The 24290-nt window shown below is 69.3% G+C and carries 24 protein-coding genes, 2 tRNA genes and 1 riboswitch; of the genes, 9 read left to right on the top strand and 17 right to left on the bottom strand.

Annotated elements, in window-relative coordinates:
- Positions 1 to 244: 244 nt before the first annotated feature.
- The 6 genes from HD593_RS11770 to HD593_RS11745 form a co-directional block, all read right to left on the bottom strand.
- Complete coding sequence (locus HD593_RS11770; protein WP_185102205.1) at positions 245 to 2818, bottom strand: valine--tRNA ligase; 2574 nt, start codon at positions 2816 to 2818, stop codon at positions 245 to 247.
- A 73-nt stretch (positions 2819 to 2891) separates the two neighbouring features.
- Positions 2892 to 4175 carry an ATP-dependent Clp protease ATP-binding subunit ClpX gene (gene clpX, locus HD593_RS11765; protein WP_185102204.1) on the bottom strand — a complete coding sequence of 428 codons (1284 nt, stop codon included), beginning with the start codon at positions 4173 to 4175 and terminating at the stop codon, positions 2892 to 2894.
- A 184-nt stretch (positions 4176 to 4359) separates the two neighbouring features.
- A complete protein-coding gene (locus HD593_RS11760; RefSeq protein WP_080046146.1) occupies positions 4360 to 4983 on the bottom strand; it encodes an ATP-dependent Clp protease proteolytic subunit in 624 nt (207 codons plus the stop codon).
- An 11-nt stretch (positions 4984 to 4994) separates the two neighbouring features.
- Positions 4995 to 5627, bottom strand: coding sequence for a ClpP family protease (locus tag HD593_RS11755; RefSeq protein ID WP_185102203.1), 633 nt, complete (start codon positions 5625 to 5627; stop codon positions 4995 to 4997).
- A 450-nt stretch (positions 5628 to 6077) separates the two neighbouring features.
- Positions 6078 to 7475, bottom strand: coding sequence for a trigger factor (gene tig / locus HD593_RS11750; RefSeq protein ID WP_185102202.1), 1398 nt, complete (start codon positions 7473 to 7475; stop codon positions 6078 to 6080).
- Between the two features lie 166 nt (positions 7476 to 7641).
- Positions 7642 to 8508 carry a helix-turn-helix domain-containing protein gene (locus HD593_RS11745; protein ID WP_185102201.1) on the bottom strand — a complete coding sequence of 289 codons (867 nt, stop codon included), beginning with the start codon at positions 8506 to 8508 and terminating at the stop codon, positions 7642 to 7644.
- A gap of 233 nt (positions 8509 to 8741) precedes the next feature.
- Between HD593_RS11745 and HD593_RS11740 the strand changes: the two genes are divergently transcribed.
- Positions 8742 to 9218 (top strand): ATP-binding protein, encoded by a 477-nt coding sequence (locus tag HD593_RS11740; protein WP_185102200.1) that lies wholly within the window; start codon positions 8742 to 8744, stop codon positions 9216 to 9218.
- A gap of 72 nt (positions 9219 to 9290) precedes the next feature.
- Here the strand turns inward: HD593_RS11740 and HD593_RS11735 are convergent, their stop codons facing one another.
- Genes HD593_RS11735 through HD593_RS11725 form a run of 3 tightly spaced genes read right to left on the bottom strand, consistent with a single transcriptional unit; the run spans position 9291 to position 10956 of the window.
- Entirely contained in the window at positions 9291 to 9791 is a 501-nt protein-coding gene (locus HD593_RS11735) for a DinB family protein (RefSeq protein ID WP_312903435.1), read from the bottom strand.
- An 11-nt stretch (positions 9792 to 9802) separates the two neighbouring features.
- Positions 9803 to 10534, bottom strand: coding sequence for a hypothetical protein (locus HD593_RS11730; RefSeq protein WP_185102199.1), 732 nt, complete (start codon positions 10532 to 10534; stop codon positions 9803 to 9805).
- A gap of 47 nt (positions 10535 to 10581) precedes the next feature.
- Positions 10582 to 10956 carry a DoxX family protein gene (locus tag HD593_RS11725; RefSeq protein ID WP_185102198.1) on the bottom strand — a complete coding sequence of 125 codons (375 nt, stop codon included), beginning with the start codon at positions 10954 to 10956 and terminating at the stop codon, positions 10582 to 10584.
- 147 nt (positions 10957 to 11103) lie between these two features.
- On the opposite strand from HD593_RS11725, the gene HD593_RS11720 reads away from it, so the two are divergent.
- Complete coding sequence (locus HD593_RS11720; RefSeq protein WP_185102197.1) at positions 11104 to 11547, top strand: helix-turn-helix transcriptional regulator; 444 nt, start codon at positions 11104 to 11106, stop codon at positions 11545 to 11547.
- A gap of 322 nt (positions 11548 to 11869) precedes the next feature.
- Here HD593_RS11720 and HD593_RS11715 read toward each other — a convergent pair whose 3' ends face one another.
- Positions 11870 to 12499 (bottom strand): hypothetical protein, encoded by a 630-nt coding sequence (locus HD593_RS11715; protein ID WP_185102196.1) that lies wholly within the window; start codon positions 12497 to 12499, stop codon positions 11870 to 11872.
- 376 nt (positions 12500 to 12875) lie between these two features.
- On the opposite strand from HD593_RS11715, the gene HD593_RS11710 reads away from it, so the two are divergent.
- Entirely contained in the window at positions 12876 to 13427 is a 552-nt protein-coding gene (locus HD593_RS11710; RefSeq protein ID WP_185102195.1) for a hypothetical protein, read from the top strand.
- A gap of 191 nt (positions 13428 to 13618) precedes the next feature.
- Here the strand turns inward: HD593_RS11710 and HD593_RS11705 are convergent.
- Positions 13619 to 13695, bottom strand: a tRNA-Pro gene (locus tag HD593_RS11705).
- 89 nt (positions 13696 to 13784) lie between these two features.
- Between HD593_RS11705 and HD593_RS11700 the strand changes: the two genes are divergently transcribed.
- Positions 13785 to 13858, top strand: a tRNA-Gly gene (locus HD593_RS11700).
- An 18-nt stretch (positions 13859 to 13876) separates the two neighbouring features.
- Here HD593_RS11700 and HD593_RS11695 read toward each other — a convergent pair.
- Positions 13877 to 14353: a DUF5946 family protein gene (locus tag HD593_RS11695; RefSeq protein ID WP_185102194.1), complete on the bottom strand. Its 477-nt coding sequence runs from the start codon at positions 14351 to 14353 to the stop codon at positions 13877 to 13879.
- A gap of 121 nt (positions 14354 to 14474) precedes the next feature.
- Between HD593_RS11695 and HD593_RS11690 the strand changes: the two genes are divergently transcribed.
- Entirely contained in the window at positions 14475 to 15101 is a 627-nt protein-coding gene (locus HD593_RS11690; protein WP_185102193.1) for a nucleoside/nucleotide kinase family protein, read from the top strand.
- Positions 15102 to 15125: 24 nt separating this feature from the next.
- Entirely contained in the window at positions 15126 to 16433 is a 1308-nt protein-coding gene (locus HD593_RS11685; protein ID WP_185102192.1) for a TrpB-like pyridoxal phosphate-dependent enzyme, read from the top strand.
- Positions 16434 to 16487: 54 nt separating this feature from the next.
- Here the strand turns inward: HD593_RS11685 and HD593_RS65090 are convergent, their stop codons facing one another.
- A complete protein-coding gene (locus tag HD593_RS65090) occupies positions 16488 to 16565 on the bottom strand; it encodes a 50S ribosomal protein bL37 (RefSeq protein WP_372513659.1) in 78 nt (25 codons plus the stop codon).
- A gap of 133 nt (positions 16566 to 16698) precedes the next feature.
- Between HD593_RS65090 and HD593_RS11680 the strand changes: the two genes are divergently transcribed.
- The 3 genes from HD593_RS11680 to HD593_RS11670 all read left to right on the top strand — a co-directional run bounded on the left by HD593_RS11680 (position 16699) and on the right by HD593_RS11670 (position 19767).
- Complete coding sequence (locus HD593_RS11680; RefSeq protein WP_185102191.1) at positions 16699 to 17478, top strand: DeoR/GlpR family DNA-binding transcription regulator; 780 nt, start codon at positions 16699 to 16701, stop codon at positions 17476 to 17478.
- Positions 17475 to 18551, top strand: a complete 1077-nt coding sequence (gene galT / locus HD593_RS11675; protein ID WP_185102190.1) for a galactose-1-phosphate uridylyltransferase — start codon at positions 17475 to 17477, stop codon at positions 18549 to 18551. Before HD593_RS11680 ends, galT begins: the two co-directional genes overlap by 4 nt.
- 69 nt (positions 18552 to 18620) lie before the next feature.
- A riboswitch (cyclic di-AMP (ydaO/yuaA leader) is annotated at positions 18621 to 18765 on the top strand.
- A 6-nt stretch (positions 18766 to 18771) separates the two neighbouring features.
- A complete protein-coding gene (locus HD593_RS11670; RefSeq protein ID WP_185102189.1) occupies positions 18772 to 19767 on the top strand; it encodes a coiled-coil domain-containing protein in 996 nt (331 codons plus the stop codon).
- Here HD593_RS11670 and HD593_RS11665 read toward each other — a convergent pair.
- The 4 genes from HD593_RS11665 to HD593_RS11650 are packed head-to-tail and all read right to left on the bottom strand — an operon-like array spanning position 19764 to position 24261.
- The gene (locus HD593_RS11665) at positions 19764 to 20915 is read right to left on the bottom strand and encodes an alpha/beta hydrolase family protein (protein ID WP_185102188.1); all 1152 of its coding nucleotides are present in this window, start codon (positions 20913 to 20915) and stop codon (positions 19764 to 19766) included. The two genes, HD593_RS11670 and HD593_RS11665, sit on opposite strands and share 4 nt — an antisense overlap.
- Before the next feature lie 6 nt (positions 20916 to 20921).
- Positions 20922 to 22340, bottom strand: coding sequence for a S41 family peptidase (locus tag HD593_RS11660; RefSeq protein WP_185102187.1), 1419 nt, complete (start codon positions 22338 to 22340; stop codon positions 20922 to 20924).
- Positions 22337 to 23386 carry an ABC transporter permease gene (locus tag HD593_RS11655; protein WP_185102186.1) on the bottom strand — a complete coding sequence of 350 codons (1050 nt, stop codon included), beginning with the start codon at positions 23384 to 23386 and terminating at the stop codon, positions 22337 to 22339. The genes HD593_RS11660 and HD593_RS11655 overlap by 4 nt, the downstream gene beginning before the upstream one ends.
- Positions 23383 to 24261 carry an ABC transporter ATP-binding protein gene (locus HD593_RS11650; protein ID WP_185102185.1) on the bottom strand — a complete coding sequence of 293 codons (879 nt, stop codon included), beginning with the start codon at positions 24259 to 24261 and terminating at the stop codon, positions 23383 to 23385. Before HD593_RS11650 ends, HD593_RS11655 begins: the two co-directional genes overlap by 4 nt.
- Positions 24262 to 24290 lie beyond the last annotated feature (29 nt).

The following is a 24290-nucleotide window of genomic DNA, read 5'->3' as shown; positions in this document are numbered from 1 at the left end:
CGGACGATCCTTGTCAAACCGCCCGATCCGGGAGCTTCCGGACTTGCCTCTCTTCGAGGCAACCCTGCTAACTTACTCTAACTTTCGGCTCTTGTCCAACCGCGCGGCTGGAGCCACCCGAAAGTCGGGGTTCGTTCAGCGGGATGTCAGCGCCGATTGGCCCTGCGTTGAAAACTGTAGCAGCCTCGGAGACGTGGAAGGTCCATCTTCGGTAACGAATGGACCTTCCCCTCGTGCGGATGGTTCAAACACCCAGGGCGGCGAGCTGGGCTTCCAGCCGCTCGATGTCGGCCGACGCCTGCTCCGCCCTGCTCCTGACCTTGGCCACCACGTCCTCCGGCGCCTTGGCCATGAACTGCTCGTTGCCCAGCTTGCCCGCCACCTGGGCGGCCTCCTTGCGCGCGGCGGCCAGGTCCTTCTCCAGCCGCTTGCGCTCGGCGGCGACGTCGATGGCGCCCGCGGTGTCAATCTCCACGCTCACCGCCCCCACCGTGAACCGCGCGGTGGCGCTGAACGACTCCGGCGGATCCGTCAGCCGCAGCAGCGAGCGGATCGCCGTCTCCTGGCCGGCCAGCGGCGTGCCGCCCAGCCCGAGCCGCGCCGCCACCTTCTGGCCGGGCTTGAGCCCCTGGTCCGAGCGGAACCTCCGGACCTCCGTCACCAGCTCCTGCAGCGCCTCGATCTCCGCCTCGGCCGCCGGGTCGGCGTAACGCTCCTCTCGCAACGGCCACGGGGCCACCGCGATCGACTCGCCGCCCGTGACGGCCCGCCACAGCTCCTCGGTCACGAACGGCACCAGCGGATGCAGCAACCTCAGCAGCGCGTCGAGCACGTGCCCGAGCACCAGCCTGGTGTGCTCCAGGCCCTCACCGAGCTGGATCTTGGCCAGCTCCAGGTACCAGTCGCAGACCTCGTCCCACGCGAAGTGGTAGAGCAGATCGGACGCCTTGGCGAACTCGAACTCCTCCAGAGCGGCGTCGGTCGCCGCGATCACCGACTGCAGGCGTGAAAGGATCCACCGATCGGCCGCCGTCAGCTCGGCACCGTCGAGCGAGCCGACGGCGGCGCCGTTCATCAACGCGAACCGGGTGGCGTTCCAGATCTTGTTGCAGAAGTTGCGGGAGCCGGCCGCCCACTCCTCGCTCACCGCGACGTCGGCGCCGGGGTTGGCGCCGCGCAGCAGGGTGAAGCGGGTGGCGTCGGCGCCGAAGCGCTCGACCCAGTCGAGCGGGTCGACCACGTTGCCGAACGACTTCGACATCTTCTTGCCGTACTGGTCGCGGACCATGCCGTGCAGCGCGACGACGCGGAACGGCGGCTCGCCGTCCATGGCGTACAGGCCGAACATCATCATCCGCGCGACCCAGAAGAACAGGATGTCGTAGCCGGTGACCAGCACGGACGTCGGGTAGAAGCGCTCCAGCTCGTCCGTGCGGTCGGGCCAGCCCATGGTCGAGAACGGCCACAGCCCGGAGGAGAACCACGTGTCGAGGACGTCGGAGTCCTGCGTGTAGCCGGCCGGCGGCTCCTCGTCGGGGCCCACGCACACGACCTCGCCGTCGGGGCCGTACCAGACCGGGATGCGGTGACCCCACCAGAGCTGTCGGGAGATGCACCAGTCGTGCATGTCGTCGACCCAGTCGAAGTAGCGCTTGGCCAGCTCCGGCGGGTGGATGCGGGTACGCCCGTCGCGGACGGCGTCGCCGGCGGCCTTGGCCAGCGGCGAGACGTTGACGAACCACTGCAGTGACAGCCTCGGCTCCACCACCGTCTTGCAGCGCGAGCAGTGGCCGACGGAGTGCAGGTACGGGCGCTTCTCCGCGACGATCCTGCCTTCGGCGCGCAGCGCGGCGACGACGGCGGGGCGTGCCTCGAAGCGGTCGAGCCCCTGGAACGGCCCGTGCGCGGTGATGACGCCGCGCTCGTCCATGACGGTCAGCGACGGCAGGGAATGACGCCGCCCGATCTCGAAGTCGTTGGGGTCGTGGGCGGGGGTCACCTTGACCGCGCCGGTGCCGAACGCCGGATCGACGTGCTCGTCGGCGACGACCGGGATCATGCGGCCGGTGAGCGGCACCTCCACCATCGTGCCGATCAGGTGGGCGTAACGCTCGTCGGACGGGTGCACGGCCACGGCGGTGTCGCCGAGCATGGTCTCGGCGCGCGTGGTGGCCACCACGATCTCGTCGGAGTAGCGGATCGAGACGAGCTCGCCCTCGTCCTCGCTGTGCTCCACCTCGATGTCGGACAGCGCGGTCAGGCAGCGCGGGCACCAGTTGATGATGCGCTCGGCGCGGTAGATGAGCCCGTCGTCGAACAGTTTCTTGAAGATGGTCTGGACGGCCCGCGAGAGCCCGGGATCCATGGTGAACCGCTCGCGCGACCAGTCGACGCCGTCGCCGAGCTTGCGCATCTGGCCGAGGATCCGGCCGCCGGACTCCTCCTTCCACTCCCAGACGCGCTCGACGAACGCCTCGCGCCCGAGGTCGTGGCGGGACTTGCCCTCCTTGGCCAGCTCGCGCTCGACGACGTTCTGGGTGGCGATGCCGGCGTGGTCCATGCCGGGCAGCCAGAGCGTCTCGCGGCCCTGCATGCGGGCGCGGCGCGTGAGCGCGTCCTGGATGGAGTGGTCGAGCGCGTGCCCGATGTGCAGGACCCCCGTCACGTTGGGTGGCGGGAGGACGATGCTGTACGGCTCGCGCGAGCTGCCCGGGTCGGCGCGGAAGTAGCCTTCGGATACCCAGCGCTCGTAGCTGCGGGTCTCGACGTCGGCCGGTGTGTATTGAGTAGGCAGCTCTGGCGTTGTCACAGGAACCAATTCTAGGGAGGCGGGCAAGCGGAACGCCCCATGGTTTCCACCACGGGGCGTTCGGTTGCTCCCAAGAGCCTGCTCAGGCGGACTTCTCCTGCGGCGTGTGCTGCTGCTTGGCGGCGAGCTGGTCGCGCGGGACGAGCGTCGGGATCGCGTGCTCCAGCACCGACTCGCGGGTGATGACCACGCGGGCGACATCCTGCCTGGAGGGCACCTCGTACATGACGGACTGCAGCACCTCCTCCAGGATGGCGCGCAGCCCGCGGGCGCCGGTGCCTCGCAGGATGGCCTGGTCGGCGATGGCCTCCAGGGCTCCGTCGGTGAACTCCAGCTCCACGCCGTCGAGCTCGAGCAGCTTGCGGTACTGCTTGACCAGCGCGTTGCGCGGCTCGGTGAGGATCTGGATGAGCGCCTCACGGTCGAGGTTGTGCACCGAGGTGATGACCGGCAGGCGGCCCACGAACTCGGGGATCATGCCGAACTTCAGCAGGTCCTCGGGCATCACGTCGCCGAAGATGTCGGCCGTGTCGACCTCTTCCTTCGACCGGATGATGGCGTTGAAGCCGATGCCCTTCTTGCCGATGCGCGACTCGATGATCTTCTCGAGGCCGGCGAACGCGCCACCGCAGATGAACAGCACGTTGGTGGTGTCGATCTGGATGAACTCCTGGTGCGGGTGCTTGCGGCCGCCCTGCGGAGGAACCGACGCGGTGGTGCCCTCCAGAATCTTCAGCAGCGCCTGCTGCACGCCCTCACCGGAGACGTCGCGCGTGATCGACGGGTTCTCGCTCTTGCGGGCGATCTTGTCGACCTCGTCGATGTAGATGATGCCGGTCTCGGCCTTCTTGACGTCGTAGTCGGCGGCCTGGATGAGCTTGAGCAGGATGTTCTCCACATCCTCGCCGACGTAGCCCGCCTCGGTCAGCGCCGTGGCGTCGGCGATGGCGAAGGGCACGTTGAGCATCTTCGCCAGGGTCTGCGCCAGCAGCGTCTTGCCCGAACCGGTGGGCCCGAGCAGCAGGATGTTGCTCTTGGCCAGCTCCAGAACGTCGTCTCTGCCCCGGTCGCCCGACTGCACCCGCTTGTAGTGGTTGTACACCGCCACCGAGAGGGCCTTCTTCGCTTTGTCCTGACCGATGACGTAAGCGTCGAGGAACTCGTAGATCTCTCTTGGCTTGGGCAGGTTGTCCCACTTGAGCTCGGAGGACTCGGTGAGCTCCTCCTCGATGATCTCGTTGCAGAGATCGATGCACTCATCGCAGATGTAGACGCCTGGACCGGCAATGAGCTTCTTGACTTGCTTCTGACTCTTTCCACAGAAAGAGCACTTCAGCAGGTCTCCCCCGTCGCCGATGCGTGCCACCCCAGATACTCCTTTGCGTGGGACCGCCCTGCTCCCGCGAGCAGTGTCTCCGGACATCCTCCGGACTAGGCCGAACCGCTCAGGTTTCGACGTTACCGTCTTCTGGGCCCTCAGTGAGCCCCCTAGCGGCGAGTCGCACCGGAACGTGCCCTATTGGGCAGCGCTCCGGTGCGTCACGTCTCGTCTAGGAAGCTACGGCCTGAGCTCGTTTCTTCCTGGACGGGATGATGTCATCGATCAGACCATACGCCTTTGCCTCGTCCGCGTTGAGAATTTTGTCGCGTTCGATGTCCTTGCGGACTTCGGCGGATGACTTGCCGGTGTGCCGGGCCACGATGTCCTCCAGCAGCGTGCGCATGCGCAGGATCTCGCGGGCCTGGATCTCGATGTCGCTGCCCTGGCCGCCGCCCTCGGTGGACGGCTGGTGGATCAGCACCCGGGCGTTCGGCAGCGCGAAGCGCTTGCCCGGGGTGCCGCCGGCCAGCAGCACGGCCGCGGCGGACGCGGCCTGGCCGAGGCAGACGGTCTGGATCTCCGGCCGGACGAACTGCATCGTGTCGTAGATCGCCGTCATGGCGGTGAAGGAGCCACCCGGCGAGTTGATGTAGATGCTGATGTCACGGTCGGGGTCGAGCGACTCCAGCGTCAGCAGCTGGGCCATCACGTCGTTGGCCGACGCGTCGTCGATCTGCACTCCGAGGAAGATGATGCGGTCCTCGAAGAGCTTGTTGTACGGGTTCATCTCCTTCACGCCGTAGGACGTGCGCTCGACGAAGGAGGGGAGAACGTAACGGCTCTGGATGTTCATGTCAGCTCCCCCTAGGAAACCGGGCCCGCGGAGGGCACCTGACGCGCGCTGCGCACCACGTGATCGATGAACCCGTAGTCCTTGGCCTCCTCGGCCGTGAACCAGCGGTCACGGTCGGAGTCGGACTCGATCTGGTCCAGCGGCTGCCCCGTGTGGAAGGCGATCCGCTCGGCCAGCGTCTTCTTCACGTAGAGCATCTGCTCAGCCTGGATGGCGATGTCGGCGGCGGTACCGCCGATACCACCCGACGGCTGGTGCATCATCACCCGGGCGTGCGGCAGGCCGAAGCGCTTGCCGCGTGCCCCCGCGGTGAGCAGGAACTGCCCCATCGAGGCAGCCATACCCATCACCACGGTGGAGACGTCGTTAGGCACGTATTCCATCATGTCGTAAATCGCCATACCGGCACTCACCGAGCCCCCCGGCGAGTTGATGTAGAGCGTGATGTCGCGCTCGGGGTCATCGGCGGCGAGCAGGAGCAGCTCGGCGCAGATGCGGTTGGCGATCTCGTCGTTGACCTCCTGCCCGAGCACGATGATGCGCTCGCGGAGCAGGCGCTGGTAAAGCTGGTCCTCAAGCCGGAAGGCGGAGCCGTTCTCACGGCCTCGAGACTCAGGCTGATAGAAGGTCGGCGGGCTGGTCACAGCGTCACCTTCCGATGCGTCGTAATCGATTGGCTTTGCTTGTGACCTTAACGCGCGCCGCCCACAGGTCATGCCCGGTCCCCCGGACTGTTCGCTGACGGCGCAGGTTCGGATGGATCGGCTCCTGTTGCCCTTCGCGGCTTGGTGCGGCTTTCGTCCCGGTTGCGGATGGCGACCCGTCCCCCGGGCGGCTCCCCGTACTCCCCCACAGGGCTCTCAGACGGCGCTCGGGATGTCGCGTACGGACGCCGCCGCGCAAGAGTGCGTCCCGCGGCTGCTCTCCCGGCAGCGGCCATCTGAGCGCCGCGGGCGCCACGGCCTTCGCGGCAAACGTCGCGGGCGGGCCACACCTCACTGGCGGTGACGGCACACTTCCATGGACGGCGAGGCCCGCGAAACATGAGAAGCCCCCGGACCGTGAGTCCGGGGGCTCCTGTTACTTCTGAAGCGTCAGGCCTCGGCCTTGTCCTCGGCGGGCTTGTCACCGGCGTCGGCCTCGGCGGCCTCCTCCTCGACCGGCTCACCGTTGATCTCGGTGTAGATGGCCTTGAGGTCGACCTCGTTGCCGTCGGTGTCGACGACCTTGGCGGCGTCGCCGAGCACGGACTTGGCCTTGTCGCGCACGATCTCGACCATGGCCAGCGTGAGCTGGTCGTTGTCGGCGAGGTGCTTGGCCAGCTCGTTGGGCTGCACGCCCATCTCCATGGCGCGGCGGACCACGAAGTTGGTCAGCTCCTGCTCGGAGACGCCCAGCTCCTCGTTCTTGACGATCTTGTCGAGCACGAAGCCGACCTTGATCGCACGGGCGGAGTTCTTCTCGAACTCCTCGAAGCGCTCCTCCTCCGTCGTCTGGTACAGACGGAAGAAGGCGTCACGGCTGAGGCCGCTCTCGGCCACCTGGTGGTTGAGGTTGTGCTTGCGGGCGTCGACCTCGGCCTTGAGCGCGCTGTCCGGCAGCGGGATCTCGATCTGCTCGAGCAGCGCGTCGAGCGCCTTCTCGCGGGACTGCACGACCTGGTCGATGAGCTTGTTGCGGCGGGCCTGCTCGCGGATGCTGTTCTTCAGCTCGTCGAGCGTGTCGAACTCGCTGGCGAGCTGGGCGAACTCGTCGTCCAGCTCGGGCAGGACCTTCTCCTTGACCGACTTGACGTTGATGATGACGTCGGCTTCCTCGCCGGCGTTCTCACCACCGACCAGCTCGGTCTTGAAGCTCTTCTCCTCGCCCGCGGACATGCCCTCGAGCGCGGCGTCGAGGCCCTGCAGCACGGAGCCGGCGCCGACCTCGTAGGAGACCTCGCTGGCCTGCTGCTCCTCGATGTTCTCGCCGTTGATCTCGGCGCGCAGGTCCATGATCACGAAGTCGCCGGTGGCGGCGGGGCGCTCCACGCCGGTCAGCGTGGCGAAGCGCTGGCGCAGCGCGTCGAGCTGCGCGTTCACGTCCTCGTCGGAGACCTCGGCGGAGTCGACCGTGACCTCGATGCCCTGGTAGTCGGGGACCTCGAAGTTGGGCCGGATGTCGACCTCGGCGGTGAACTCGATCTGCTCACCGTCGTCGATCTTCGTGACCTCGATGTCAGGCTGGCTGACGGGGAACACGTCGGCCTCGTCGACGGCCTGGCCGTACAGCTTGGGCACCGCGTCGTTGAGGGTCTCCTCCAGCACTACCGCCCGGCCGAAGCGCTGTTCGATGATGCGGGCCGGAACCTTGCCAGGCCGGAACCCGGGGACGCGCACCTGCTGCGCGACCTTCTTGTACGCCGCATCCATGCTCGGGCGCAGCTCGTCGAACGGCACCTCGACAGTGAGCTTGACCCGGGTCGGGCTGAGCTCCTCGACAGCGGTCTTCACGGAATGGTCTCCTTGATCAAGCTACGAGTGATCGCGGGCGCGTCCAATCGGTACGGCTCACGCGCCGCGCCCACATGAGCGGTGTTGGGCATGCTCCGCAACGGCTGCATCCAACGCCGATGGCCAGTCTAGGGCAGATGCACACCCAACCACGACGCCGCCGCGGTCAGAACTCCTCCGCGATCGTCCTCAGCAGCTCGATCGTCTCATCCGGGGTGGTGCTCACGGCGCACAGCCGCTCCATCACCTCGGTGTATCGGTCCACGTCCTCACGCTTGTCCAGGTAGAGAGCGCTGGCGAGCTGCTCCACGTACACCACGTCGGGCAGGTCGTTGTCAGGGAAGCGCAGGACGCTGAACGCCCCGCCCTCCGCGCTGTGCCCGCCGAAGCTGAACGGCATGACCTGAATCGTGATGTTCGGCTGGCGCATCAGGTCGATGAGGTGCTCGATCTGCGCCCTCATCACCTCGGCCCCGCCGATCGGCCGCCTGAGCGCGGCCTCGTCGATCACGGCCCAGAAGACCGGCCCGTCAGGCCTGTCCAACATCCGCTGGCGCTCCAGCCGGAGATCCACCCTGCGGGCGATCTCCTCCGCCCCGATGCCCGCCGCTCCGGCGGTCACCACGGCCCTTGCGTACTCCTTGGTCTGCAACAGTCCTGGCACGAACTGGACCTCGTAGGTCCTGATCCTGACGGCGGCCTCTTCAAGGCCGACGTACGCCTGGAACCACGTGGGCAGGACATCGTTGAACCGGTGCCACCAGCCAGGCTCGTTGGCGGTGGCGACCAGATCGAGGACGGCGGAGCGTGCCTGCTGATCCACGACCCCGTACAGGGTCAGCAGGTCCGCCACGTCACGTTCTTTGAACCCCACCCGGCCGAGTTCCATTCGGCTGATCTTGGACTCCGACCCCCTGATGAGGTGGCCGGCCTCCTCACGAGTGACGTTCTTCGCTTCCCTGAGCTTGCGCAGCTGGGAGCCCAGGAGGATGCGCAGCGCCGTCGGCCCGGAACCCGGCTGGTTCTGCGTCACTTTGCCTCCTATCAAGGTCCGCACACACAGTGACACCACATTGCCGGGTATGACAAGGTCTCAACCTCGTGTCCGGATTCGGAGATTTATCCCCAAAACGTCGCTTGCTGCTGCACATTGCAACTGCACGTGCATTTGGGTCTTGCAGGTGCCGCGTTCGTGACCCATGATGGCTTAGTGCATATTGGGCCAAACATGCACTAACCAAGGCTGAACGGGGAGGTATCGGCGGCATGGTGGAGGATCCTCTGGCCACTGCCGATTGCCTGCAGATCACCCGGGAGGTCGGCTTCGACCGGCTCCTCACGGGTGGCAAGCCGTACACGACCTCGTGCCCCCTGCCCTTTCAGGCCGACTCGGTGAAGACCGCCAGGGACGTCACGCGCAGGACACTGCGCGGCTGGGGGTTGCACGATCTCAGCGACGACGCCGCGCTGGTGGTCTCCGAGCTGGTCACGAACGCGGTCAGGTACGCGATGTACGCGGCGGGCCGCAGGGAGATCGAGCTGCTGCTGATGCGGGTCGCGCCCCACGTGCTGCTCGCCGTGGCCGACCCCAGCGACGAGGTGCCCACGCCCAAGGAGCCCGACTTCGTCTCCGAGAACGGGCGGGGCCTCTACATCGTCGAGACCTACAGCCAGTGCTGGGGCTGGGACCCGCTGGCCCGCGGCGGCAAGGCCGTCTGGGCGCTGTTCCGCGCCGACGCCTGACGGTCCCGTCATCCGCTTCAGCGCTGACGCCTGGCGCCCGTCACTCGTTTCGGCGCCGACGTCTGACGCCTCTCATTCGCCGGTGACGCCGTCGATGCGCTCGCGCAGCAGGTCCGCGTGGCCGTTGTGGCGGGCGTACTCCTCGATCATGTGCACCAGGATCCACCGGTGCGTGCAGTCCTGCCCGTTACGGTCACCCACCGCGTCCAGCGGCTTGGCGGCGGAGATCGCGCGGGCGAGCCGGATCTCCTCCTCCCACGTGTCGAACGCCTCCTTCGCCGACGCGGTGTCCACCTCGGAGAAGTCGGCGTCGTTGTCGCGGTCCTTGTCCCACAGCTTGGGCAGGTCCTCGCCGTTCAGCACCCGCCTGAACCACGAGCGCTCGACGTGCGCCATGTGCCTGACCAGGCCCAGCAGGGACAGCGCCGAGGGCGGCGCGGAGCGCTCGCGCAGCTGCTCCTCCGACAGGCCCGCGCACTTGACGGCCAGGGTCCCGCGGTGCCATTCGAGCCAGTTGTTCAGCATGGCGCGCTCGTCGCCTGCGAAGGGGGGAGGGGTCCGGTTGTCTGTCACGAGCCCCGACCCTATCCCCCGCCGGCCGGGCGTCGGACTCGGCTCTCCCGCTGCAGCAGCAGGTACGCCGCCTCCCGTACGGTGTCGTCCCTGACACTGGCCACGAACTCCTCGGGCGTGCCCCCGCACAGGTGGCGCAGGGCCGCGGAGGCGTCCAGGAGGGACTGGATGAGCGCCGGCTGCGAGGTCAGGCGGCGGGGCCGGCCGTCCCCGCGGGCGGCGACGCAGCCGTGCCTGCCCTCGTACACGAAGGGCGGCGGGAGACTCGTGCCGTCCTCCAGGGTGACCGGGCGTTCGAGCGGTCGCCTGCGGTAGTTGGGCTCGGTGAGGTCGAGGGCGGCGAGCTGGAGCTCGTCCAGCCAGAGCACGAACAGCCTGGACGTCTCACCGGGTGTCTCGATGGGCGCGGCCGGCACGTACCCCCACTTGCTGACGTGCGCGGACACGCCGGGCGCGATCCCCGGTACCCGCGCGACCGTCATCGGGACGACCGGGCGTACCCCGTGATCGCGGAACTTCCTGCGCAGCTGGCCCGGCGCGGCGTTGGAGCCGACGGCGACGACGCGGTGGCGGGCGTCCAGCGGCGCCTGCCCCGCCGACGCCAGCAGCGCGGCGATCGCCGCGCCGCCCTCCCGCCACTCATGCGGTACGTACGCGTCGTCCACCAGGACGCCGGAGCCGGGCGGGATCCGGCCGGGGTACGTCAGCGGTAAGGCCATCGGGTCGTCCGCGAAGAGATCCACGCCTCCCAGGATGCCCGCCCGGCTTCCCGCCCGATTTCCCGCCAGGTTCAGGACGCCCGCCCGGCGACCGCCGACCACAGCCGTGCCGTGTTCTCCCAGCGCCCCCACGCGATCAGGAGGCAGAGCACGAGCAGGACCAGCGGCAGCAGTACGCCCCCTCCCCGGAACACGAACGCCTCGGTCAGCACCGCGCCCGCCATGAGCCCCGCCAGCGCCAGCCCTGCCGCCCCGGCCAGCCGTGGCACCAGCAGCGCCACCGCCCCCGCCACCTCCAGCACCCCGACCGCGACCCGGAACCAGTCGCCGAGCCCGATCGCCTCGAACGTGGAGGCCGACGGCTCGGCGCCCGCGAACTTCCCCAGGGCCGCCATCACGAAGAAGCCGGCCACGGGGATCTGCAGGATCCACATGACGATGCGCATGAGGGTTCTTCCTCCCTGTCGTCGATGTCTCCGACGCTAGGGACGCCGCGCGAGCCGGGGAATCGAGCTACCTGCCCGGTCGGGGTGTACCTGGATGCACCCTGGCGAAATGGACAGCGGGGCGCTTCCCAGGGCAGGCTGTAGAGCATGGCCGCCCAACCTGACCAGCGCCTGCGCGAGCTCGCCCTGCTGCGCCGGGTGCGCGACAGGATCGACCGCGACTACGCGCAGCCGCTGGACGTGGAGGCGCTGGCGCGTGGCGTGCACCTCTCGGCCGGACACCTGAGCCGGCTGTTCCGCGCCGCGTATGGAGAGTCGCCGTACAGCTATCTCATGACCCGGCGCATCGAACGTGCCATGACGCTGCTGCGGCGCGGCGACCTGTCGGTCACCGAGGTCTGCTTCGCGGTCGGCTGCTCGTCGCTCGGCACCTTCAGCACGCGCTTCTCCGAGCTGGTCGGCATGTCGCCGAGCACGTACCGGCGGCTGGCGGCCGGTGACGCGGCCGGTCTGCCCAGTTGCGTCGCCAAGCAGGTGATGCGGCCGATCAGGAACCAGGAGACGCCGGCCGCGGGCGCCCGCCTGTCGTAGGCGGCATTCGCCCCTCGGAGGAGGCGGCGACGGCGGTGTGCCGTGTGCGCGGGTCAGCAGATCGTGGTCAGGGAAACCTTGAAGGTGCCGTACGAATGGCGCGGGGTGGTGAAGGACTTCTCCAGCTGGTTAGGAGGAGTGGTCGTGTACCTGTGGCTGGTCCGCTTCGCTTGGGATCTTCACGGTAGAGAGCGCCGATATGTTCCTGGCATGCCACCGTGCCGCGCAGGCGGAACGGGCCCGAGCTCCGGGCGGCATGATCGAGCAGCTGGAGGTCGGCGGACTGGCAACGTCCGCTGACGTACGCCCGCGTTCGAGTCATTCACCGCGATTCAACCTGTTTCAGCAGCTCTCCCAGGCCCACCGAACGGGGACGAGGACGCTCCGAGTCAGCCCTCCTACGCGTTATGCAGGTGTGTTCTCGCGCCAGCCACCGGTCATCCATGGGCGCGCCCATGATGGCCTCCGCCGTCATCAGCGACGCCGTGCCGTAATTGTTCTGCCACCCCTCCAATCCGCCGGGCGTGGTGCTCATCCAGCGCTCCACCGTCTCCTGATCGGGCTTGGCGTCGTCCTCCCACCCAGTGCCGTCGAAGCTCACCACGACACGCCCCTTCTCCCTGTACGTGACGAAGGGTGGACCGAAATCGCTCCAGCCGACGTCCAGGCACACACCTGCCGGGGAGAGGCGAATCCGCTCGTCGGTTCCCACGCAAGGCAGCCCTGGTTCCATGAGAACGACCCCATGGCCGAGCGCACCAGCGAAGAGGACCGGCATCCCGTCCTCCATGCCGAGATGGGCCGCCTCGTCGGCCTCGCGGAAGGTGGCCGTCATCGGCAGGTTCCAGCCTGCGCCGTAGAGGGCGAGAACATCGTCCAGGGTCGCGTCCGTGAGCCAGGTGATCCAGGTGGTGTTCCCCAAGGCCTCGGCCACCTGCTCGTAGTCAGTCACGACGTGATCTTGCCGTTCACTGCGGCAGGCAGCAAGAGCTGGATTGTGAGACGAGGCATGGCAAAGGCCCCGACTCACGATGTGAATCAGGGCCCTGACCAGCAACCACCCGTCGGGGCGACAGGATTTGAACCTGCGGCTTCTTGCTCCCACATCCACTCAACCATGATCTCTACCAAGGCGAATAAGCCCTGTGACCTGCATCAGAAGTCTTTGAGAGTCCGTGAGCGTCCGCGATTGCTCGCAGCGATCGTCACTCAATACGTCACCCAGCAGGGCGCCTCAGCACATCGGGCAAGGATGCTGCCCGAGAGCCGCAGATATGTCTCTGACGCACGGGCTCGGCAAGATCCATTCCGAGGGCTATCGTACCGTCGTGACGCTCACAGACACCGATGTGGCCGGTCTTCTCGCACCTGCCGGTCTGCTGTTCATCAAGCGCATGGACCACGATAGTGTCCGGTTGCCTGCACTGCCCTCGGGGCACTCAGCCGCGAGTGCGCGCCCCGAGCACGGCCGATTCGACTCCTTACCTGACGAGGTAGCCGACGTCGAGGCCGACGATATGCCTGAAAAGGTCAACGCGGGCTGGTTCCGGATGGCAACCGAGTTTGGGCTCTTCAACGAAGATCGCGAGTTCCTGCTCTCGGTCTGCTACGCGAGGTACTGGGAAACCGGCACGGGGGACGATGACATCGCGTGGGTTCAGGTGCGACTTCTCAATGAGTGGGACCTCGCCGCAAGTGAAGTAGATCTGCTGAGAAGCTGGATGGCAGGGATGTTCACCGAGCGCTTCGTGCCGGAGTTCACGATGGCGTCTCTGGACGGGCAGATGAAGCTGAACACCACTGTCTGGGGCGACGGCACAGTCAGCACCATCGTCATACGCCCGGGTGCCGACCGCGCGAACTCCACCCACAGGAGGTGATCAGCCCTCAGCCACCCCTCTACGTTCAGGGCCGTGTGGCGATCACCTCGGTGCCGGAGCGCTCCCGCCGGAGGCATGCCTTGACCGCCAGGCTCAGTCCGGGACTCGGCATCCCCTGGTGCTGGTGAACGTCATAGTCAAGCAGATAGACAAGCAGAAGGCCCCACCCGAATTGGGTGGGGCCTTCTGGCTGGTCGGGGCGACAGGATTTGAACCTGCGACTTCTTGCTCCCAAAGCAAGCGCGCTGCCAAGCTGCGCCACGCCCCGTCTCGCCGAGTGCGCATGCGCTCCGGGACTCCGGTACGCTTACGCCCTGACGACCGGATGAAGTCTAGACCAGAGTTCGACCGGTTCGCGCGGACGTAGCTCAATGGTAGAGCCCTAGTCTTCCAAACTAGCTACGCGGGTTCGATTCCCGTCGTCCGCTCCAGTACAGCGCAGGGCCAGGTCAGGAGCCTGGCCCGAGGCTTTTCCAGGCCTCTGCGGTGGCCGAGGCCAGGGTGCGCATGCGTTCCCCGTACGCGGCGTGGCCGTCGAGGATGAAGCCGCCGTCGCCGTACGGCAGGTCGCTGAAGCTCGTGCGGAAGCGGGCGGGCGGGCCGCCCGCCGGGAGCGGCGGGTACGGCTCCAGCGGCGCCATGTCGTAGCTCGCCCTGGATCGGTGGTTGTTGCGGGCCACCTGGTGCGCCCGTAGCCGGAGCACCGCGTCGATGCCCTGGTCGAGGTAGAACTGCAGCCAGCGGAACTGGCTGTCGAGGTACTTCTCGTGACCGCGCGAGGGGTGTTGCAGGAGGTAGGCGCAGACCACCACCGCGTGCCACTTGTACATCTCGGGGTCGAGCTGCTCCTCCGCCAGGATCGTGTTGTAGTAGTCGGCGCACACGCCGAGCGGTCCCGCCGTCGCGCCGCAGTCGCACTGAGCCATGGCGGGCACCCTAGCGAGGCGGTCGCGGGAACGTCGACGACATTTCGGGCGTCGAGGGCCCGCAAAGGCCGGAGGGCTGTGGCCGGAAGGGGATGAACGCGGCGCTCGTAAGCTGTGATCGATGCGTGTGCGACCGATCTCCCGTGAGGCCCTCGTCGAGGAGCTGGCCGAGCTGATCTCCGGCCGCCCCCAGGGCGCGTGGGTGCGGGTGGCCGTGGACGGGGCGCCTCCCGCGCGGCCGGGGGCGCTGGCCGACGAGCTGGTGGCGCCGTTGCGGCTGCGCGGGCGGCCGGTGTTGCGGGTGTCGGCGGGCGATTTCCTGCGGCCCGCGTCGCTGCGGCTGGAGTACGGCAGGACCGACCCCGACGCCTTCCACGACGACTGGCTCGACGCCAAGGCGTTGCGCAGGGAGGTGCTGGAGCCGCTCGAACCGGGAGGCTCGGGGCGGGTGCTGCCGGCGCTGTGGGACAGCGGGATCGACCGGGCCTACCGGCTGCCGTACACGGAGCTGCCTCCGGGCGGGGTGGTGCTGGTGGACGGGGCGCTGCTGCTGGGGCGGGGGCTGGCGTTCGACGTGAGCGTGCACGTGTGGCTGTCGCCGGGCGCGCTGGAGCGGGGGACGCCGGAGGGCGAGCGGTGGACGTTGCCTGCCTACGAGCGGTACGAGCGGGAGGCGCGGCCCCAGGAGGCGGCCGACGTCGTGGTACGCGCCGATCACCCCGAACGGCCGGCGGTGCTGGTCCGGTGAACTCCGGCGGCGCAGACTGAGGCAATGATCCCCAGCAACTGGTACAACATCGTTCCCGATCTGCCCGCCCCGCCGCCTCCGCCGCTGCATCCCGGCACGCGCCGGCCCGTCGGTCCCGACGATCTGGCGCCGCTCTTCCCCATGGAGCTGATCGGGCAGGAGGTCAGCGGCGAGCGGTACGTCCCGATCCCGCAGGAGGTGCTGGACGTCTACCGGCTCTGGCGGCCGACGCCGCTGATCCGGGCGCACCGGCTGGAGCGGGCGCTGGGCACGCCGGCCAGGATCTACTACAAGTACGAGGGCGGCTCCCCCGCCGGGTCGCACAAGCCGAACACGGCCGTGCCGCAGGCGTACTACAACGCGCGCGAGGGGGTGCGGCTGCTCACCACCGAGACCGGCGCCGGTCAGTGGGGGTCGGCGCTGGCGTTCGCCTGCGCCCAGTTCGGCCTGGAGTGCCGGATCTGGATGGTACGGGCCTCGTACGACCAGAAGCCCTACCGCCGCTCCCTCATGCAGGTGTACGGCGCCACCGTGCACGCCAGCCCCTCCCCCGTGACCGGCGCGGGCAGCAAGATCCTCGCGGGCGATCCGGACTCTCCCGGCAGCCTGGGGATCGCGATCAGCGAGGCGGTCGAGGTGGCGGGCGCGACGCCCGACGCCAGGTACGCGCTCGGCTCCGTGCTCAACCACGTCCTGCTGCACCAGACGGTGATCGGCGAGGAGGCGCTCGCCCAGCTCCCGGAGATGCCGGACCTGGTCATCGGCTGCACCGGCGGCGGCTCGAACTTCGCCGGCCTGGCCTTCCCCTTCCTGCGGGAGAAGCTGGCGGGGCGCATCCGGACGGTGTTCCGCGCGGTGGAGCCGGCGGCCTGCCCGACGTTCACGCGCGGCGCGTACGCCTACGACTTCGGTGACACGGCCGGCTTCACGCCGCTGCTGAAGATGCACACGCTGGGGCACTCGTTCGTGCCGGACCCGATCCACGCGGGCGGGCTGCGCTATCACGGCATGTCGCCGCTGCTGTCGCACCTGTACGAGCTGGGCCTGTTCGAGGCGGTGACCCGCGCCCAGAACGAGTGCTTCGAGGCCGGCGTGCGCTTCGCCAGGACCGAGGGGATCGTGCCCGCGCCCGAGCCCACGCACGCGCTGGCCGAGACGATCGCCGAGGCGCTGCGCTGCAGGGAGAGCGGCGAGGAGAAGGTGATCCTGACGGCGTTGTGCGGTCATGGGCACTTCGATCTGGGGGCCTATGACCGGTATCTGGCGGGCGAGCTGGAGGACTACACGCTGCCGCAGGACCGCATCGACCAGGCACTGAGCGAACTGCCGTGACGAACAGCCGGGGGTGGCCGCCGGAACGGGGCGGCCACCCCCGGCCGCCCCACGTCATCGCGCCGTGGGGCGCTTGCCGTGGTTCGCCTTCTTCTTCTTGCGTGCCCTGCCCTTGCGTGCGCGCCTGGCCATAAGCTCGCCTCCGGTGATCGGTGAGCCCTCACCGTCTCCCGCCGCGCTGACCAGCGCAAGCGTTCCCGCGCTAACTAACATTCCCCAACAATTCCGTGTCATAATTTGGTGGAATCTGTTGGAAGGAGCGGGCGTGCTCGCACAGCAGCGTCAGCAGGCGATTCTCGAACGCGTGCGCAGCAACGGCGGCGTCCGGGTGGCCGATCTCGTACGCGAGCTCGGCGTCTCCGACATGACCATCCGCCGCGACCTCGAGGTGCTGGCCGAACGCGGGCTGCTGGAGAAGGTGCACGGCGGCGCGACGGCGCTCGGCCCCGGCTCCACAGAGGAGCCCGGCTTCACCGCCAAGTCCGCCCGCCAGCAGCAGGAGAAAGAGGCCATCGCGCGCCACGCCGCCACGCTCGTCCGCCCCGGCACGGCCGTGGCGCTGTCGGCGGGCACCACCACGTGGGCGCTGGCCCGGCACCTGGTCGGCGTGCCCGAGCTGACCGTGATCACCAACTCGATCCCGGTCGCCGACGTCTTCCACCGCAACCCGCGCGCCGACCGCACGGTCGTGCTGACCGGCGGCGTACGCACGCCGTCCGACGCCCTGGTGGGCCCCGTCGCCGTGGCCGCGATCCGCCGCCTGCACGTGGACACGCTCTTCCTGGGCGTGCACGGGATGAGCGTGCGGGCCGGGTTCACCACGCCCAACCTGCTGGAGTCCGAGACCGACAGAGAGCTGGTGACGGCCGCGACCCGGCTGGTCGTCCCCGCCGACCACACGAAGTGGAACACCGTCGGCATCAGCACCATCGCCGAGCTGAGCGAGGCCCACGTGGTCATCAGCGACGCGGGGCTGCCGGAGGACGCACGCACCGAGCTGGCCGAACGGGCCGGAGAACTGATCATCGCGGAGGGCTCGTCTTGAAGCGCACCATCACCCATCTGGCCGACGGCCGGGAGCTGATCTACTTCGACCGGCGTGACGACGCCGACAGGAGCGCGATCGACCGCCGGACCCTGGAGCCCCGCCCCGTGGCGTCCGAGCTGCGCTACGACCCGCTGACCGAGGAGTGGATCGCGATCGCCGGGCACCGGCAGACGCGCACGTTCCTGCCGACCGGCGGCACGGCCGAGTGCCCGCTGTGCCCGTCGTCGGACACGCGGTCGTCGGAGATCCCGGCCTACGACTACGACGTGGTGGTGTTCGAGAACCGCTTTCCCTCTTTCTCCACAAATTTCGGGACTTATGTGGAGCCGGGCGGGTTGAGTGACGTCCGTCCGGCGGTGGGGCGGTGCGAGGTGGTGTGCTTCACCTCCGATCACTCCTCCTCCTTCTCCAAGCTCTCCGACTCCCAGGTGGAGCTGGTCATGGAGGCGTGGGCCGACCGCACGGCCGAGCTGTCCCACATCGAGGGCGTGGAGCAGGTGTTCTGCTTCGAGAACCGGGGCGAGGAGATCGGCATCACGCTGGCCCACCCGCACGGCCAGATCTACGCCTACCCGTACGTGACGCCCAGGACGAAGCTGCAGCTGGCCGCCGCCGGGCGCTACACCAAGGGGAACCTGTTCGCCGACGTGCTGGCCGCCGAGCGGGAGGCCGGGACCCGGGTGGTGGCCGCCAACGAGCTGTGGACGGCCTTCGTGCCGGCCGCCGCGCGCTGGCCGTTCGAGGTGCATGTCTACCCGCACCGGCAGGTGCCCGACCTGGCGGCGCTGACGGAGGAGGAGCGGGCGGCGTTCGCGCCGCTGTACACCTCGGTGCTGCGGGCGTTCGACGGGCTGTTCGACATGACGATGCCGTACATCGCGGCCTGGCACCAGGCGCCGGTGCGGGCGGGCAGGGAGCTGGCGTACCTGCATCTGGAGCTGTTCAGCATCAGGCGGGCGGCGAACAAGCTCAAGTTCCTGGCGGGTTCGGAGTCCGCGATGGGGGCGTTCGTGAACGACGTGCTGCCCGAGGAGGCGGCACGCATGATTCGATCACAGATAGATCACTAATGGATTTCTAGTTAAGGTCGCATTACTCGTGATCTACCACTAATATCCCCATATGCACCGGCCGTAACGGCCGTAGCAACGCCTAATCCCGGGCGCCTCGCCCGGGAGCCGGGGACCCAAACCGCACCTGGGGTGAATCCGCTACGGCGGTAGGGAATCGCACCTCCCATGCCCGAACCCGTCAGCTAACCCGGCCGGCAGAGGGAGAGGAAACATCCACGTGGCGGCTTCGTCCCCCGCGATCCTTGCCATCGGCCTCATTACCGCCACCGCCGCCGCCCTGTCGGCGGCCCCCGCCACCGCCGTCGCCCGGTCGACGGCCCGCACCACCGCCGCCTCAGCGGCGCCGAAACCCACGGAAGCCGAGCTCCGCGCCCAGCTCAAGCAGCTCAACAACAAGGTCGACAAGCTCATCGAGCAGTACAACCTCAAGCGCGTCGAGCTGGCCAAGGCGCAGGAGTCCGCCAAGACGGCCGCCGCCAAGCTGGCGGCCGCCGAGCAGACGCTGGCCGGAGCCGAGCAGCGGGTCGCCGACATCGCCCGCCTGCGTTACCAGAACGGCGACCCCTCCTCGCTGCCCGGCTTCATGCTCCCGACGGACGCCGGCAGCGCCGCCCTGCTCGAACAGCTCACGGCCGAGCAGCAGGCGCTCGTCGCGATCGTGGCCAAGGCCCGCGACGACAAGCAGAAGGCCAGCGAGGAGGCCGCCGCGCTGACGGTCAAGATCAAGGCGGATGCCGCCAACGTGGACGAGCAGCGCGACGAGGCCGAGAAGGTCATCGACGACATCAAGGACAAGCTCGAAGACCTCGTGCCGTACGGGACGGGCCGCAACGCCAACGGCACCTGGGCCCCCGAGCTGCCCACGGGCTCCGACAACATCACCTCCCGTACGCGGCTGATGAAGGCCCAGGTGGAGAAGAACTTCTCGCTGCCGTTCACGGTGGGCTGCTTCCGCTCGGGCTCCAGCGGCGAGCACCCGCTGGGCCGGGCCTGCGACTTCATGATGAGCTCCGGCGGCTCGATGCCCTCGGCCGCGAACCTCGCGCTCGGCGACAGGATCGCGGACTGGGCGATCAAGAACCAGGACAAGCTGGGCGTCAAGTACGTGATCTGGAAGCAGCGGATCAACCAGGGGTCCGGCTGGCGCGCGATGTCCGACCGGGGCAGCATCACCGAGAACCACTTCGACCACGTGCACATCTCGATGAACTAGGAGTCACAGGCCGAAGGGCAGAACCTGACCTCCGGGTAGCGCGGGGACGGCTCGTCCAGGACCGGCCGCTCCTGCGCCTTGAGGTGCCGGTCGAGGAAGGCCGCCACGTACGTGCGGGTGAGCTCGGCGGATCGCTGCGCGGGCAGGGCGCCGTAGGCGGGCGTGATGCCGAGCGAGCCCTGCAGCAGCGGGCCGTCGGTGAAGGACTGGTGATCCGCGCCCGTCACCACGATCCAGCGTTTCCACCCGGTCAGCAGCTTCCAGTCGCGCTCCCACGACGGGTCCCGCCCGCCGGGGACGTGCTCGGGCGCGCCCACGAACAGGAACGGCCGGGAGAACCCGCTCTTCGGGATCCGGGCGTAGGTGGAGCCGTCCAGGTTGATCCCGGCGCGGAGCCGCGGGTCCCGCACCATGGCCGCCAGGGCGCTCGCCCCGCCGATCGACTGCCCCGCCATCGCGATCCTGGAGCGGTCGAGCACCGCGGAGCCGTCCCACGCGGACGGGAGCCGGTCGAGCACGAACGAGGCGTCCGCCGCCCGGATCCGGGCCACGCCCGTGCCGAAGCCCGGGTCCGTGTCGCTGTCGCACGCCAGGCACTCCGCGACCGTCCCGTCGGCCAGGGTCGTGGCGTAGCTCTCGTAGGGGTGGTCGATGCCGGCCACCACGTACCCTCGGCTGGCCAGGTCCTCGGCCAGCGACGTGAGCGTGCTGACCGGCTTGGTGAAGCCGGGCGAGAGCAGCACCAGCGGCAGCTCCCGGCCGGCGGGCTCGGCGTCCGCGACGGCGTTCGTGCGCGTCCTGCTGAGCGTGTCGGGCGGCACGTTCGCGCTCCTGAGCCCCTTCAGCACCAGCTCCGACTCCTTGGCCGACATGTACGGCGCCCGCGGCCCGCCCCGCTCCTCCGCCGGGTACCACAGCGTGACCTTGAGCTCCCTGGCCCCGGCGTCCAGGTTCCACGGGTCGGGGCGGGAGGTGTCCTTCAGATGCAGGACGGTGGTGCCGACCGGGTGCTCGCCCGTGGGGGCGGGCAGGGTGGCGGGGCCGGACGGCGGGGGCGCCACGGCGGCGGTTCTGGGCGGGGTGGGCGCGGTGCAGGCGGATGCCGCGAGAACGGCCAGCCCGGCGAGCGCCACCGCGATCGGTCTCATGTTCCCTCACTCGTGCAGCAGGGTCAGGGCCTTGGCCAGGACGGGATCGCGCCCCGCCGCCGCGTCACGCGGGGACGGGATCACGTGGTGGTCGGGCGGCACGCCGATCCGGTCGACCACCTCGCGGTCCGGGCCGAGGTGGTGCTTGGCGGGGAAGCTCAGCGTGGTGTTGTCCGCCAGCAGGTACGACTGCGCGGGGCCCGAGATGACGCCGGCCGTCCTGGTGCCGACGAGCTGCCCGATCCGCAGATCCTTCACCGCCGAGCTGACGTGCTCGCACGCCGAGGCGCAGCTGCGGTCGATCAGCACCGCCAGCGGCAGCCCCACCAGCTCGACGGTGTCGTCGGTGCGGAAGGCCTCGCACGTGCCGTCCACGGCGCACTGGTATCCGGTGACCTTGCCGTGGACGAACGCGCTCACCAGCCGCACCGCCTCGGCGGGGATGCCGCCGCCGTTGCCGCGCAGGTCCAGCACGACGCCGGTGAGCGTCCTGCCCTGGCGCATCCTGGCGATCGCGTTGAGCGCCCGTTTCGCCGAGTCGGGGGCGAACCCGGACAGGCGTACGTAGGCGACGCCGTCGTCCAGCAGCTTCGACCGCACCACCTGGAGGGTGGCGAGGTCCCGCTGGTAGAGGCCCGGTTCGAGCGTCACGGTCCAGCGGCGGCCGGTGCTCTCGCGCAGCAGCCGGAGCCGGACCGGGCGCGCTTCCGGGTAGTCGGGGTAGAGCGCGGCGATCGCGGAGGTGGCCCTGCCGTCGATGAAGGGCGCCGAGCCGTTGATCGACTCGATGACGTCGCCGGGACGAACCCCGGCCGCCTGTGCCGCGCCGCCCTGCACGGTGGTGACGAACAGGGGCGGGACGGCGGCGCCCGGGTTGCCGTCCACCTGGGGGCCGTTGACGCTGGCATGGAGGCCCAGGCCGTAGCCGTCGCCGTCGTAGTGGTCGGGGTGCCTCGCGGCGCCGTGCGCCCAGCGGGCGTGGTTGTCGCCGAGTGCGCCCACGAGGGCTTCGAGGGTGGCGACGGCGAGCTTGTCACGCAGGTCGGGGACCTGGTCGGTGGTCTTCCTGTAGACGGCCTCGAAGGCGGTCCAGTCGGTCTTCCTGTCGCCGCTCAGCGCGGGCATGGTGGCGTCGGGCACGTCGCGGCCGCTGCGGTTGAGCTCCTGGGTCAGGGCGACGAATCCGGCGGTGAGCAGGGAGCGGGCGTCGAGCGTGGTGGCGGCGTAGTAGTGGGTGAGTATGCAGAAGTAGGCCTGCTCGATGACGTCGATCGTGGTGGGCTTCTCCGGGCCGGGCGGGCCCTGGGGGCTCGCGCAGACCGTGCCGGCGGCGGTGACCGCCTGGCTGCGCGGCGGTGACGGGGCCGTGCAGGCCGCCGCCAGGAGGAGGGCGAGCCCGGCCGTCACCGTCCTGATGACGGTCATGACAGGCGCCTCCTGATCCACCAGAAGGACAGCCAGGTGAGGCCGAGGGTGAGCAGGGCGTAGATGCCGGTCTCGATCCACTGCAGCGGCCAGAACCGTTCGAGCGGCTGGTAGGTCGCCTGCTGGCGGTAGCCGAGCCGGTTGATCTCGACCATGCACGCGTTGCCGGCCTGGGGCCCGGCTCCCGACAGCGCGCAGGGCCCCGACGTGGTGGAGACCGGGATGACGCCCATCTCGCCGCTGGCGGCGATCTTGCGTCCTGACGGGTCGACGAGGTCGCTGGACAGGACCCAGGAGCCGGTGTGCCCGGGGATCGCCGCCGTGAGGTTCGCCGAGAAGACGCCCTCGCGGCTGATGCCGAGCCCGTCGATGTTCTCCCGGCTGAGCTCGAAGGTGGCCGTGACCGGCGGGATCAGGTGGGGCCTGACCAGCAGGGGCATGGCGATCTGGACGGCGGCGAAGACGGCCAGGGTGAGGGCCATGGCGGGCAGGGTGCGGCGTACCAGCATGCCCACGGTCACGCCGAGGGCGAAGGCGAAGGCCGCGTACCCGAGAGGGGCGATCCCGCGCGCGCTGAACACCAGCGGGTCCATCAGCGCGAACCCCTCGGGGGCGGACTGGTCCAGCGGCCCCGACCACCAGGTCACCGCCAGGCCGCTGACGCCGGCGGCGGCCGTGGCGACCAGGCCGGTGAACCCGAGCTTGATCATCAGCCATCGGGTCCTGGTGATGCTCTGGTTCCACACCAGCAGGTGCGTGCCCGCCTCCAGCTCGCGGGTGATCAGCGGCGCTCCCCAGAAGAGCCCGACCAGGGCGGGCAGGATCAGTACGACGAGGGTGCTCGCCAGGAACGGGAGCTGGTAGGCCTCGAAGAACCGGTTGTAGAAGCTCCCGCAGTCGTCGCCCCGCGTGCAGGAGGCGATCCCGGCGGTGTAGTCGGCGGCCAGCCCCGAGCCGGTCAGGAGCAGGACGGCGGCCAGCAGCGCGAGCAGGGCGGCCGTCATCGTGGCCGCGCCGCGGAACTGCCGCCAGGTCAGCCAGATCATCGCAGGGCCTCCAGGTCGGCGGCGGTGGAGTGGTCCATGTAGGCCAGGACGAGGTCTTCCATACCGAGCCCGCTGACCGTCCAGGCGGGGTCCATGGCCGGGGCGTCGCCGGCCACGACGAACGTGCTCTGCCGGTCGGTGTGCCGGGCCGAGACGACGCGCCCGGCGGTGGGCGGGGTGCCATCGGTGCGGCGCGGGCCGGTGAGCCGGTGGTGGGCGGCCAGCAACTCCTCGGTCCTGCCCGCGACCTGGACGCGCGAGTCGACGAGCACGATCAGGTAGTCGCAGGTGCGTTCCAGGTCGGAGACCAGGTGGGAGGAGAGCACCACGCTGAACCGGTGCTCGGCGGTGGCCTCCATGAGGCCCTGGAGGAAGTCGCGGCGGGCCAGCGGGTCGAGCGAGGCGACCGGCTCGTCCAGGATCAGCAGGTCGGGCCGCTTGGCCAGGCCGAGGGTGAGGGCGAGCTGGGCGCGCTGGCCGCCGGACAGCCTGCCCGCGCGGTGTGCGGGGTCGAGGCCGAGCCGCACGATCCGCTCCCGCGCCAGCGTGGCGTCCCAGCCGGGGTTGAGCCGGGCGCCGATGCGCAGGTGGTCGGCGACGGTCAGGGCGCTGTAGACGGGGGTGTCCTGGGCCACGAAGCCGACCCTGGCCAGCTGCGCGGGGCCGGCGGCCGGGCGGCCGCCCAGCACGCCGATGCCGCCCGTCGTGGGCTCCAGAACGCCGGTGGCCAGCTTCAGCAGCGTGGTCTTGCCGGCGCCGTTGGGGCCCACCAGGCCGACGACGTGGCCCTGAGGGATGTCGATGGTGCAGTCGCGCAGCGCCCAGCGCCTGCCGTACCTCTTGCCGAGCCCTTGTGCTTCTAAGACCGAAGTCACGCTTGGTCCTCCTGAGCAGCGTTTCTTCA

The organism is Nonomuraea rubra (assembly GCF_014207985.1).
GTDB lineage: Bacteria > Actinomycetota > Actinomycetes > Streptosporangiales > Streptosporangiaceae > Nonomuraea > Nonomuraea rubra.
Note: the sequence above shows the minus strand (reverse complement) of the source record. Positions and strands in the feature narration are given on the sequence as shown.